This is a genomic window from Bacillus sp. GM2 (assembly GCF_056155945.1).
In genome coordinates, this window is sequence record NZ_JBRKSZ010000007.1 from 1283773 (window position 1) to 1297026 (window position 13254).

General features: G+C 47.4%; 12 protein-coding genes. 11 read left to right on the plus strand and 1 reads right to left on the minus strand.

Going from position 1 to position 13254, the window contains the following annotated elements:
* Positions 1–122: 122 nt before the first annotated feature.
* The 11 genes from panB to ACVC9U_RS07520 all read left to right on the plus strand — a co-directional run bounded on the left by panB (position 123) and on the right by ACVC9U_RS07520 (position 10540).
* Complete coding sequence (gene panB / locus ACVC9U_RS07470) at positions 123–956, plus strand: 3-methyl-2-oxobutanoate hydroxymethyltransferase (protein ID WP_075754148.1); 834 nt, start codon at positions 123–125, stop codon at positions 954–956.
* Positions 957–958: 2 nt separating this feature from the next.
* The gene (gene panC, locus ACVC9U_RS07475) at positions 959–1825 is read left to right on the plus strand and encodes a pantoate--beta-alanine ligase (protein WP_075754149.1); all 867 of its coding nucleotides are present in this window, start codon (positions 959–961) and stop codon (positions 1823–1825) included.
* Positions 1825–2208, plus strand: a complete 384-nt coding sequence (panD, locus tag ACVC9U_RS07480; protein ID WP_003182918.1) for an aspartate 1-decarboxylase — start codon at positions 1825–1827, stop codon at positions 2206–2208. Before panC ends, panD begins: the two co-directional genes overlap by 1 nt.
* Before the next feature lie 122 nt (positions 2209–2330).
* Entirely contained in the window at positions 2331–5123 is a 2793-nt protein-coding gene (gene dinG, locus ACVC9U_RS07485) for an ATP-dependent DNA helicase DinG (protein ID WP_075754151.1), read from the plus strand.
* Positions 5124–5275: 152 nt separating this feature from the next.
* Positions 5276–5446 (plus strand): YpmA family protein, encoded by a 171-nt coding sequence (locus ACVC9U_RS07490; RefSeq protein WP_003182913.1) that lies wholly within the window; start codon positions 5276–5278, stop codon positions 5444–5446.
* Between the two features lie 9 nt (positions 5447–5455).
* Positions 5456–5941, plus strand: coding sequence for a cell wall elongation/penicillin-binding protein regulator TseB (gene tseB / locus ACVC9U_RS07495; RefSeq protein WP_020451926.1), 486 nt, complete (start codon positions 5456–5458; stop codon positions 5939–5941).
* Between the two features lie 21 nt (positions 5942–5962).
* A complete protein-coding gene (locus tag ACVC9U_RS07500; protein ID WP_441390449.1) occupies positions 5963–7147 on the plus strand; it encodes a pyridoxal phosphate-dependent aminotransferase in 1185 nt (394 codons plus the stop codon).
* 148 nt (positions 7148–7295) lie between these two features.
* Positions 7296–8588, plus strand: coding sequence for an asparagine--tRNA ligase (gene asnS, locus ACVC9U_RS07505; RefSeq protein ID WP_020451924.1), 1293 nt, complete (start codon positions 7296–7298; stop codon positions 8586–8588).
* Positions 8589–8662: 74 nt separating this feature from the next.
* Positions 8663–9361: a DnaD domain-containing protein gene (locus ACVC9U_RS07510; RefSeq protein ID WP_020451923.1), complete on the plus strand. Its 699-nt coding sequence runs from the start codon at positions 8663–8665 to the stop codon at positions 9359–9361.
* A gap of 16 nt (positions 9362–9377) precedes the next feature.
* Positions 9378–10040, plus strand: coding sequence for an endonuclease III (nth, locus tag ACVC9U_RS07515; protein WP_023857420.1), 663 nt, complete (start codon positions 9378–9380; stop codon positions 10038–10040).
* Positions 10037–10540, plus strand: a complete 504-nt coding sequence (locus tag ACVC9U_RS07520; protein ID WP_075754153.1) for a YpoC family protein — start codon at positions 10037–10039, stop codon at positions 10538–10540. The genes nth and ACVC9U_RS07520 overlap by 4 nt, the downstream gene beginning before the upstream one ends.
* A gap of 20 nt (positions 10541–10560) precedes the next feature.
* On the opposite strand, the gene ACVC9U_RS07525 is transcribed toward ACVC9U_RS07520, so the two are convergent.
* The gene (locus ACVC9U_RS07525) at positions 10561–13236 is read right to left on the minus strand and encodes a PBP1A family penicillin-binding protein (protein ID WP_075754155.1); all 2676 of its coding nucleotides are present in this window, start codon (positions 13234–13236) and stop codon (positions 10561–10563) included.
* Positions 13237–13254 lie beyond the last annotated feature (18 nt).

Below are 13254 nucleotides of genomic sequence, written 5' to 3' on the forward strand. Positions count from 1 at the left end.
GATTCTTGCCGAACACGGACGATTCGAAATCCTTCTCCTTGCCGGAAGGTTTTTTTGCTGTCCGAAAAGATGCACATGCAAGCACGGCAGCTCATCTCCTCTGAAAAAGAGGAGGAGAAAACATGAAGACAAAGATTGATTTTCTAAAAATGAAACAAGAGGGAGAGCCGATCGTCATGCTGACGGCCTACGATTATCCGGCGGCAAAGCTTGCCGAACAGGCCGGCGTCGATATGATTCTTGTCGGCGATTCGCTCGGCATGGTTGTGCTCGGCCTTGATTCGACCGTATCTGTGACGGTCGCTGATATGATCCACCATACAAAAGCCGTCAAACGCGGGGCAAAAGATACGTTTGTTGTGACGGATATGCCGTTTATGTCTTATCACTGCTCTTTGGAAAGCGCACTGAATAATGCCGCGGCGATCGTTCAGGAAAGCGGAGCCGATGCTTTGAAGCTTGAAGGCGGCGACGGTGTGTTTGAGACGATCACGGCTTTAACACGCGGCGGAATACCTGTTGTCAGCCACTTAGGCTTGACTCCTCAATCCGTCGGTGTCTTGGGAGGCTATAAAGTTCAGGGGAAAGATGAAGAAAGCGCCCGCAAGCTGATTGAAGACAGCAGGCGCTGTGAAGAAGCAGGCGCAATTGCGCTCGTTCTCGAATGCGTCCCGGCAGCGCTCGCTGAACAGATTTCAAAAGAGCTCACGATTCCTGTCATCGGCATTGGAGCAGGCCCCGGTACAGACGGACAAGTTCTCGTTTACCACGATGTTGTCGGACACGGAGTGAGCCGGACGCCTAAATTTGTAAAACAGTATGTGCAAATCGATCAGCCGCTTGAAAAAGCGCTTCGGGGATATGTTGAGGATGTCAGAAGCCGCGTGTTTCCTGAAGATGCTCATTCATTCCGTATCGATCAGCAAGTTCTTGAAGGATTATACGGAGGGAAATAAGCATGATTCAGATCCATACAGCAAAAGATATACAAAATGTAACGAAAAATTATCGCAAAGAAGGCAAAACGATCGGTTTTGTGCCGACAATGGGCTTCCTTCATGAAGGCCATATGTCGCTTGTGGAAAAAGCGCGAAAAGACAATGATATTGTCGTGATGAGCATTTTTGTCAATCCTATGCAGTTCGGTCCGGGTGAAGACTATGAAGCGTACCCGAGAGATATCGAAAGGGACCGGCAGCTTGCGGCCGACGGCGGAGTGGACATTTTGTTCACTCCTGAGCCTGAAGAAATGTACGGCCAGGAGCCGACGGTTACCGCAAGCGTGAAAAAGCGGACCGACGTCCTTTGCGGCCGTTCAAGGGAAGGACATTTCGACGGTGTCGCAACAGTGCTCACAAAGCTGTTCAATCTCACCTTTCCGACAAGGGTTTATTTTGGCATGAAGGATGCGCAGCAGGTTGCCGTGGTCGACGGGCTGATCAACGACTTTTTCATGGATATTGAGCTGATCCCGGTTGAAACAAAACGGGAAGAAGACGGGCTTGCCAAAAGCTCAAGAAATGTCAACCTGCGAGCAGAAGAACGGCAGAAAGCAGCCGCTCTCTATCAAGCCCTTCAGCGCGGCGCCGAGCTGATCCGCGATGGAGAGAGGGACGCGGAAGCTGTTAAGCGAGAGGTTCGGAGCATTCTTGAAAAAACGAGCGGTGTCATTGATTATGCGGATATTTATTCATATCCCGATCTGGAGATCAGGGAGCCATTAACTGGAAAAGTCATCATAGCGGTTGCCGTTCAGTTTTCCAAAGCCCGCTTAATTGATAATATCATCGTCGATATCCCGGCAGATCAAAAGGAGGATTTATGATGTACCGTACGTTAATGAGCGCAAAACTTCACAGAGCGAGAGTGACGGAAGCCAATTTGAACTACGTCGGCAGCGTGACAATTGATGAAGATTTGCTGGATGCCGTCGGAATGATGGCAAATGAAAAAGTGCAAATTGTAAATAATAATAACGGGGCCCGGCTGGAAACGTACATTATTCCCGGTGAAAGGGGGAGCGGCGTCGTTTGTTTAAACGGAGCTGCCGCCCGCCTTGTCCAGGTGGGAGATGTCGTCATCATCGTTTCTTATGCCATGATGTCTGAAGAGGAGGCAAAGACCCATAAGCCGAAGGTTGCCGTTTTGAACGAGAGAAACGAAATCGAGGAAATGCTGGGTCAGGAGCCCGCCCGTACCATTTTGTAGCCCCCTTGCCTTTAGGGGGCTTTCATATCGTTAGAAAGAGCAGAAGGTGAAGCTTTTCCCCCGCATCTTTCTAAAACGTGTTACACTTTTGTCGAAGGTATCGAAATTGAGGTGTCCATTGAATGAACAATCAACGATATGTGGTCATTGATGTGGAAACGACAGGGAATTCGCCGAAAAAAGGCGACAGAATCATTCAAATTGCAGCGGTTGTGATTGAAAATGGACAAATGACCGAACGTTTCTCCAAATATGTGAATCCCAATCAGCCGATTCCCGCTTTTATCGAGCAGCTGACGGGAATTTCAAATGAAATGGTTGAAAATGAAGAACCATTTTCGGCGATTGCCAAAGATATTTTTGAGCTGCTTCAAGACAGCTGTTTTATCGCTCATAACATTCATTTTGATCTTGCTTTTGTAAAGCATGAGCTGCAGCAGGCCGGCTTTGGTGAGCTTGAATGCAGCGTTCTCGATACGGTTGAGCTTTCGAGAATCGTTTTTCCGGGTTTTGACGGCTATAAATTAACTGAACTGAGCGAAGAGCTTCAGATTCGCCATGAAAACCCGCACAGGGCTGACAGCGATGCAGAAGTGACCGCTTTGATCTTTTTACATATGATGGACAGACTGAAAAGGCTGCCGATTCCTGTTTTGAAATCGATCAGACGTCTATCCTGGCATTTGATCAGCGACGCGCAGGAGCTTTTTGACGGCTTGATTGCTGAAAAAGGCGCCGATGCTGAGCTTGAGGCAGGCTTTATGAAGGTCGGTTCCTTTGTGATCAGGACCCCTGAAGACGAAGATGAAGAGGCCGGTCATAAGAGCCGGATCCCGCAGACAGAGCCGCTTATTTGGGAAAAAGACGGCGGGCTTTCTTCATTGGACGACCGGTTTGACAAGAGAGAAGGACAGACGAAAATGATGCGGGAGGTCTGGACCGCTTTTCAAAATCATGAGCATGCTCTGATCGAAGCCGCCACTGGAATCGGAAAAACGCTCGGATATCTTGTGCCGGCTGCAATCTATGCCAAGCAAACAGGCAAGCCGGTTGTGATCAGCACATATACGACATTGCTTCAGCAGCAGATGATTAACCGCGATATCCCGCTTTTGGAAAAGATTTTTCCTTTCCCGGTCAAAGCCGCGGTTTTAAAGGGGCGCTCCCATTATTTATCCATTCGCAAGTTCAAGCATATTTTACAGGAAGATGATGACAATTATGATAGCGTCCTTGCAAAAGCGCAAATTCTCGTCTGGCTGACAGATACAGAAACGGGCGATTTATCGGAAATTAATCTTCCGTCAGGCGGAAAGCTTCTCTGGGACAGACTGGCATATGATTCGCATTCATATGCAGAAAACAGCAGCATAAGGAAATTGTGTTTTTATGAGAGAGCCAAAACGCGGGCGCAGAAGGCTGATATGATCATTACCAATCATGCGCTTCTGTTGACTGACGAAGCCAATCAGCGAATTCATACCGGTGATGCCGATACGTTTGTTATTGATGAAGCCCATCACTTTGAACGCGCGGCGGGCGAGCAGTATGGAGCAAGAGCAGACTATGTCTTTCTTCATAAAAGGTTGATGCGGCTCGGCACCCTCAAGCAAAGGGGGATTTTAAAAAAAGCCGAACGCCTCTACCGGTCCGCAGGCATTTCATCAGAATCTTTTTTCCAAATGGACGAATGGCTCGCTCAGCTTCTTGAAGAAAGTGATCTTTTCTTTACGGCTGTTCATTCTTTTGTCAAGCGGAGGAAACCAAGAAACGATCTAAACCGTCTCTTATATAAGATCGGCGAAACCGGTGAAAGCAGGGCGTGGAACAGGCTTGAAGAAGGCGCGAGAAGACTGTGTTCCATGCTGTATGACATGCACCGGCTCTTTACGGATCAAAAGAAAAGCCTCGCTGAAAAACAGGCTTTTTTCACCAGCCGTCAGGCGTTTTTGATAGACGAATACGATTCATGCATGAACGACCTTGAAGAATATCGAAAGACGCTCGCCCGCTTGATGTTTGACCCTGTCGAAGATGAGGTCGTCTGGATTGAAATTGACGCGAAAGGAGCAAAAAACGCCGCGGCCATTTACGCTCAGCCGCTTGATACAAGCGAAATTCTGGCCGACCGGTTTTTCACCGAGAAAAAAAGCGTTGTGCTCACATCGGGGACGCTTGTCGTCGAGAACTCATTTGACTATATGATCAATAAGCTCGGTTTAAGCGATTTCTATCCGAGGACCTTGCAAATCGAGGCGCCTTTTTCTTATGATAAGCATATGAACATCATGATTCCGACGGATGTCAGCCCGATTCAAAACGATCCTGAAGACTATATTCAAGATGTCTCGCGTTATGTCAAGGCGCTTGCAAAACAGAAAAATGCCAAAGTGCTCGTCCTGTTTACGTCTCATGATATGCTGCGAGACGTCTACCATGCAATAAAACACGAGGAAGACTTTCCTTGTCCGCTCCTTGCGCAGGGGATTTCCGGAGGAAGCCCCGTCAAGGTCATGAAATTGTTTAGATCGTATCCCCATGCGGTTCTTCTCGGAACGAACCATTTTTGGGAGGGCGTTGACTTTCCGGGTGACGAGCTGACGACGCTTGTCATCGCAAGGCTGCCGTTCAGGCCGCCTGACCACCCTGTTGAATCAGCCAAGTGCGACCGGGCAAAGAGAAGGGGAGAAAGCCCGTTTCAAGCGGTATCTCTGCCGGAAGCTGTCCTGGCATTCAGGCAGGGGATCGGCAGGCTGCTCCGCTCGGAGAAAGACAGCGGAACGGTCGTGATTCTCGACCGCCGCATCCGAACCTCTTCCTACGGCACGGTGTTTATGAAGGCTCTGCCCCCTGCAAAAGTCATGGAGCCTGCATTCCTTGAGCTTGAAGCCTACATAGCCGGGAAAAACGGCTAAAAGCCGCATAAAGCGGCTCTTAAATGGTGTGGATTAAGGTTTTATTTTTTAGGCTGTTTATTTAAACGGTTATCCCGTTGTAACAACTAGTATGGCTTTAGGCACAAAGAGTATGAATTACAATTATTGTTTCGTTCGGAGGTATTTGAAAAATGGAAAACAAAATCGAAATTTTATCTACCGTAAGCGTCGAGCATTCAGAAGACCTGTATAAAATCGTCGACCTTTTGAACCGCACGCTCAAACGCGATGATCTCATGTTCGGCCTCGCTCTCGATGAAGAAGATCAAAAACAGGCCATTTTTACGATTTATCGTACTTAGGAGCAGAAAATGGGCAAAAAAACATTAATTTTCATACTGATATTTGGTATTATCTTTTTAACAGCACTTCTTGCGGGAGCGAATGTCTACCGTACGGCAATGGATCAGAAAGAAAGCGGCCACGAGCAGGCTGCCGAAACAGCCAAGCAGGAAGCAGGCTTAAAACAAGTTGACAGCGTGGAGACGTTTGTCGGCAAAGAAAAGCAGTACATTGTCACAGGGACGGACAAAAAAGGCGGCAAAATGTATGTTTGGGTGCCTGCTGACAAAAAGCAGAAAACGATTTACAAAAAAGCGGCAGACGGCATTACCGGCCGCCAGGCTTCAAAAGCGGTTCAGGATGAAGGCCTTGTGTCTGAGCTTAAAGAGGTGCACCTTGCAAGGGAAGGCAATGTTCTATTGTGGGAAGTTACATACTTAAATAAAGATGGGCAGTACAGTTTAAGCTATGTGGACTTTATAAACGGAAAAATTCACAAAAATATTACGCCTTAGACGAAACAGGGGGAAATCGAGTTGAATCTAGCTAAAAGAGTATCAGCGTTAACACCATCTGCAACATTGGCAATCACTGCAAAAGCAAAAGATTTAAAAGCGGCAGGGCACGACGTCATCGGTCTTGGGGCGGGTGAACCGGATTTTAATACGCCTGAGCACATCATTGAGGCGGCTGTCCGTTCGATGAATGAAGGACATACCAAATACACGCCTTCCGGAGGTCTTGCGGCGCTGAAAGACAGCATCCGCGAAAAATTCAAGCGCGATCAGGGAATCGAGTACCGCCAATCTGAAGTTATCGTGTGCACAGGTGCAAAGCATGCTCTTTACACCCTATTTCAAGTGCTCCTCGACGAAGGGGACGAAGTGATTATTCCGACTCCGTACTGGGTCAGCTATCCTGAACAAGTCAAGCTTGCAGGCGGCAAACCGGTATTTGTGGAAGGCCTTGAGGAAAACAGCTTCAAAATTTCTCCGGAGCAGCTTGAAAAAGCCGTCACGGAAAAAACGAAGGCTGTGATCATCAATTCCCCAAGCAATCCGACAGGCATGATGTATACGGAAGAAGAGCTCAAAGCGCTCGGTGAAGTATGCCTTCGCCGCAACATTCTAATCGTATCTGATGAAATATATGAAAAGCTGATTTACGGCGGAAAAAAACATGTATCCAGTGCACAGCTTTCTCCAGAACTTAAAAATCAAACCGTAATCATCAACGGGGTTTCCAAGTCACACAGCATGACCGGCTGGAGAATCGGGTATGCGGCAGGCAGCGAACCGATCATTAAGGCGATGACGAACCTTGCCAGCCACAGCACGTCAAATCCGACATCTGTCGCACAATACGGAGCCATTGCCGCTTACAATGGACCAAACGAGCCTGTTGAAGAGATGAGAAAAGCTTTTGAAGACCGGCTGAACAAGGTGTATGAACTGCTTGTTGACATTCCGGGATTGACATGCCTGAAGCCTGAAGGGGCCTTCTACTTGTTCCCGAATGCAAAAAAAGCGGCAGAATCGTGCGGCTTTTCAAGCGTTGATGAATTCGCTGAAGCGCTTTTGGAAGAAGAAAAGGTTGCGATCGTTCCCGGTTCAGGGTTCGGCGCACCGGACAACATCCGTCTGTCGTATGCGACATCCCTGTCACTTTTGGAAGAAGCGGTCGCACGGATTCGCCGCTTTGTCGTGAATCGAAGCCGCTAGAAGCAGAAAGCGTCCGCAGCTGGACGCTTTTTGCATGCACGCAAGCTGCATTGACCTGATCGAATCAAAAAAGGTATAATATACGTTATGGACGTCAGAAAGAATGAGGGCTTAACCGAATTCTTTCGTGTTTTGGAGGGAAACGATAGTGAAAACAACAATAAACCAAGTGTACAAGCATGTTGGTGAAGAAGTAACAATCGGCGCTTGGATCGCCAACAAACGCTCAAGCGGCAAAATTGCGTTTTTGCAGCTTAGAGACGGGACAGGCTTTATCCAAGGAGTCGTCGTCAAAGCGGAAGTGGACGAAGAAACATTTCAAGCCGCTAAATCTGTCACACAGGAAACATCGCTATATGTAAAAGGCGTCGTCAAAGAAGACGAGCGTTCGCCACTCGGCTACGAGCTTGCTGTCACATCGCTTGAAGTCATCCATGAAGCAACAGATTATCCGATTACACCAAAAGAACACGGAACAGAATTTTTGATGGATCACAGACATTTGTGGCTCCGTTCAAAACGGCAGCACGCAACGATGAAAATCCGCAATGAAATCATTCGCGCTACATACGAATTTTTCAATAAGGAAGGCTTTGTTAAAGTCGATCCTCCGATTTTGACGGGAAGCGCACCTGAAGGAACGACAGAGCTTTTTGCGACAAAGTATTTTGACGAAGATGCCTACCTTTCGCAAAGCGGCCAGCTTTACATGGAAGCTGCTGCAATGGCTTTAGGAAAAGTCTTTTCATTCGGGCCGACTTTCAGAGCCGAGAAATCAAAAACAAAGCGCCATCTGATTGAATTCTGGATGATCGAACCGGAAATGGCGTTTGTCGAATTCAATGAAAATCTTGAAGTTCAAGAGAACTATGTCTCTTTTATCGTTCAAAGCGTGCTTGAAAACTGCAAAATTGAACTGAATACGCTCGGCAGAGACACTTCCAAACTGGAGCTTATCAAAGCGCCTTTTCCAAGAATCACGTATGATGAAGCGATTCAGTTCTTAAAAGAGAAAGGCTTTGACGATATTGAATGGGGCGATGATTTCGGCGCTCCTCACGAAACGGCGATTGCCGAAAGCTATGACAAGCCGGTATTTATTACACACTATCCGACATCATTAAAGCCGTTTTATATGCAGCCTGCCCCTGACAGGGAAGATGTCGTATTGTGCGCTGACTTGATTGCGCCTGAAGGCTACGGTGAGATTATCGGCGGATCTGAACGGATCCATGATCTTGAGCTTCTCGAAGCACGCCTGAAAGAGCACGGTTTAGAATCGGATGCTTATCAATGGTATGCAGAGCTGAGAAAATACGGATCAGTTCCGCATTCAGGATTCGGACTCGGACTCGAACGGACGGTTGCCTGGATCTGCGGCTCTCCGCACGTCCGCGAAACGATTCCGTTCCCAAGACTATTAAATCGCTTATATCCTTAAGAAAAAAGTCTCCTGATTGCAGGAGACTTTTTCACAGTCATCCATGATATACTGGAAGGTAAGAGGTGTATCGAATGAAAAAACAGCACTTTATTAAGATGCAGGAGATGGGATCTGTCACCATTCCGAATCTGCTTTTTTTAAACTACCGGGAGCTTGGCTTAAACGAGACAGAATTCATGCTGCTCTTAAACATTAAAATGCATGTTGAGAGAGGTTCATTTTTTCCGACCCCGGAGGAATTAAGCAAGACGATGTCGATTGAAACCGAACAATGTATGAACATGCTGAGAATGTTCATTCAAAAAGGCTTCATCTATATAGAAGAATGCGAAGACCAGAACGGCATTAAGTTTGAAAAGTATTCGCTCGAACCTCTCTGGGGCAAGCTGTTTGAGCATCTTGAAATGGACGAGCAGAAGCAACTCGCCGAACAGAATGAAGGCGAAGAGAAGAGCCTTTATACGATCTTTGAAGAAGAATTTGCGCGGCCGCTGTCTCCGCTGGAATGCGAGACGCTCAGCATCTGGCTTGACCAGGATCATCACGATGCACAGCTGATCAAACAAGCTCTCAAAGAAGCCGTCATATCAGGAAAACTAAATTTCCGCTACATTGACCGGATTTTGTTTGAGTGGAAGAAAAACGGCATTTCAACAGTCGAACAAGCCGCAAACTACAGCCAAAGATTCAGGCGGAAGACCGCTCCGCGGCAAAGTGAGCAAAAGGAGTATACAAGACAGGTTCCTTTTTACAATTGGCTTGAACAATAAAGTGAAAGGTGAAGACATGCTGACAAAAAAACAGATCGAGTTTTGTTTAGAAACAATCGGTGAAATGTTTCCGGATGCTGAATGCGAATTAGTCCATGACAATCCGTTTGAACTTGTCATCGCCGTCGCTTTATCGGCCCAGTGCACAGACGCGCTTGTCAATAAAGTGACGAAAACGCTTTTCAAAAAATATAAAAAGCCTGAAGATTATCTTGCCGTTCCGCTTGAAGAGCTGCAGCAAGATATCAAATCGATCGGCTTATACCGGAACAAAGCCAAAAATATTCAAAAGCTCTGCAAAATGCTGCTGGAAGAATACGGCGGTGAAGTGCCGAAAGACCGGGATGAGCTGGTGAAACTTCCGGGCGTCGGGAGAAAAACCGCCAATGTCGTCGTTTCCGTTGCATTCGGTGTTCCTGCCATTGCCGTCGACACCCATGTGGAAAGGGTTTCAAAAAGGCTCGGCATTTGCAGATGGAAGGATTCGGTCACGGAAGTCGAAAAGACGCTGATGAAAAAAGTGCCTGAATCAGAGTGGTCCGTTACTCATCATCGACTGATCTTTTTCGGACGCTATCACTGCAAGGCGCAAAGGCCGAAATGTGAAGAATGCCCGTTGTTTTCTCTGTGCAGGGAAGGGCAAAAACGATATAAAAAAGGGCTGGTGAAGCTGCCGTGACAAGCGTTTCACTGTTGGACGAATACGAAAAAACGCTGCGGAAGAGAAGACTGGAATCCGGCGAAAGGCTTGCCGTTCTTTCGGAAAATCCGCTCTGCTATGATTTTTTTCAGGACATAGAAGAGGACAAGCCGTGGGAGCATGCTGAAGAATGGGTCCCGCTTCTGTTTGCGGTTTGGGAGCGTACAAAAGAAAAGCTTCTGCCCGTCTTTAAAACGAGAAAGTCAAGGTGCAGCCAGGATGATATGCTGAACGGGGTGTGCTGCTTGATCGCAAGCCTCCACTGGACGATGGGGGAGCCCGTCAAAAGTCTCAACTGGGAGATCATCACCCGTAAGGATTTTGGAGCCAAGCCGATGAACTGGACGGAACGCCTCGAGTTTATCCTCCAGAAACCAACGCAGTATCATTGTTTTATTCAGCTTGACGAATTGTTTACGGAAATGAAAAAGCAATTTTATAAATATGTTGCCATCAATCATAAAAAAGCCACTCACTAAACTGTGAGTGGCTTTTTAGATTAATGGGTGCCGGTTGATTGACCGTTGGAATTTGTTTGTTGATCATCTGTGTTGCTGTCTTGATCCGGGTTTTTGTTTTTGTCTTTATTCTGATCTTTGTTTTGATCATCGGCGTCATCATCTTTTCTGCCGTCTGTATTTCCCGGATTTTGATTGTTTTGATCCGTATTGCCTGAATTTTGATCATCCGGCTGATTTGAGTTGCCGTTATTTTGTTTGTCTTTGTCCTGATCATCATCAGCATCAGCATCCTGCTTCTTCTCGTCATCCTCGTCTTTCTTTTCATCGTCCGCTTTTGACTCATCATCTTCAGCCGCGTTGACTTTAAGCGTCACAGAAGCAGGGTCGCTTTCGCCATTTTCAGTAACGGCCGTGACTTGGAATCTGTAGACGGATCCTTCTTTTGCATTCGGTATGACGGCTTCTTTCGCGCTACTGCTTTGAATTTCGCTGTATCCGCCTCCGTCAACAGATTGTTTGACTTTAAAGGATACATCACCGTCTCCGGAATATGACCATGAAAGCTTGATGCTCTTTGATGCTTCATCATATTCTGCGCTCAAACCTGTCGGCTTCTCGGCATCTTCTTTTTCCTCATATTTTTTCGAAACGGTCGTCGGCTGTGTGCCTTTTACAAAGTACTCAGTGACTTTTTTATCGCTAGGCGTGTTGCTGCTGGCGAGCACCGGCGGGTTCGAGCCTTTTAGAACGGTCGCTTCAACGACGCTGTCAGGCTTTTCAAATGAGCCGCTGCCGTTGTCCACCTTGGCAATCAGTTTTTTGAACAGGAGCTTAGCGACTTGCTGTTCGTTTACGCTCAGCGAATTAAAGCCTTCTTTACCGGTCCAGACCGCTGCCGTATATTGCGGCGTATAGCCGACGAACCATGAATCCCTTGCTCCGTTTCGACTTATGCCGTGTTTTCTAATGTCGTCCTCGGTAAAGTTCGTCGTACCCGTTTTACCTGCTACAGTAACGCCATTGACTTGTGCGGCTGTTCCTGTTCCTCGCTGAACAGCGCTTTTCAGCATATCCGTTATCATAAATGCGGTATAATCGCTCATGGCTGCCTTTGATTCAGGCGTCAAATCAAGCTTTGTGCCGTCATTGAATTCCACAGCGGTAACGGTATGCGGCTCATTATAGTAGCCGTTGTTCCCGAAGGCGCTGTACGCTCCGGCCATTTGCAGAGGCGACACACCGTTTCCGAAGCCGCCGATTGCGTAAGCTTCCACTAAATCATCTGAATTTATGTTAAGACCAAGGTTGCCTGCGAATTTTACAATATTGTCTTTTCCGGCTGCCTGGAATGCTTTCAAAGCTGGAACGTTTCGAGAATCGACAAGTGCCTCTCTCATCGATATCCAGCCTCTGTGTTTTCTGTCATAGTTGTTAATCGGATCTCCGGTTGAATATGTGTATGCTTCATCTTTAATCTGTTCATACGTCGACCACTTCTTGTTCTCAATGACAGGGCCGTAGTCAAGGATCGGCTTAATCGTTGAACCAGGCTGACGTTTCGTATCTACTGCATAGTTAAAGTCGCCTGCTTTCCGGTCGCGTCCGCCGCCGAGCGCGCGGATTTCTCCGGTCTTCGTATCAAGCAGGGTGAGGCCGGCCTGCATTTTTTCAGTATACTGGATCGAATCGCCGTCCATCAGCTCATCCACATAATCCTGGGCGTCTGTATCAATCGTCGTGTAAATTTTCAGTCCGTCCGTTCCCGGAGTGACGTTCGCTTTTTCTTTCACTTCAGCGACGGCCTGCTCGATAAACGCGCTGTATTTGTTGGACGTTGATTTTGCGTACTCCTTCGGAGAGACAAGGCCTTTTGTGACGGCTACTTTTTTCGCTTTGTTGTACTCTGCGTCAGAGATAAAGCCGTGTTTATTCATCAGGCTCAGCACGACGTTGCGCCGTTTCTCGGCTTTTTCCGGATGTTTGATCGGGTTGTAGTTATTCGGGCTTTGCGGCATGCCGGCAAGCGTTGCGGCCTGCTCGACCGTTAAGTCGTTTAGATCTGTAACCCCGTAGAACTGCTCAGCCGCTTTTCCGACACCGTAGGCCTGCGGAGAGAAGTAAATCCGGTTTAAATACATTTCAAGAATTTCGTCTTTTGAGTATTTTCTTTCGAGCTGGAACGACAGCCAGACTTCCTGGACTTTCCGTTTCAGCGTTTTTTCATGTGACAGAAGGGAGTTTTTGACGACCTGCTGTGTGATCGTACTTCCGCCTTCAGAACCGAATCCGCCTTCGAAGTTTGCCAGAAGCGCTCCTCCGATCCGGATCGGATCGACGCCGTGGTGGTCATAGAAACGCGCGTCTTCCGTTGCAAGAAATGCGTTTTTGACGGAATCCGGTATATCTTTAATCGACACGTACGTCCGCTTTTCCGAACCGATTTCGGCGATTTCTTTTCCGTTTTTGTCATAGACGGTGGAAGAGTACGGTGTTTTCAGTTTTGCTTCATCAAGGGACGGGGAGTCCGCTACCATCACCGCAAAAGTGACGCCCCCGGCAATCAAGCCGATAACACCGATGATTAAAATAGATAAAAGAATTTTCTTAAACAATCCTGCTTTTTTCTTTTTCTTGGGTTTAGAATGAGTATTAGACCTGCTTTTGCCCTGCTGGGCTTTTCGCCGTTCCTGGCGGCTGTTAAATTGATCTGACATAACATCTCAACCTTTCGT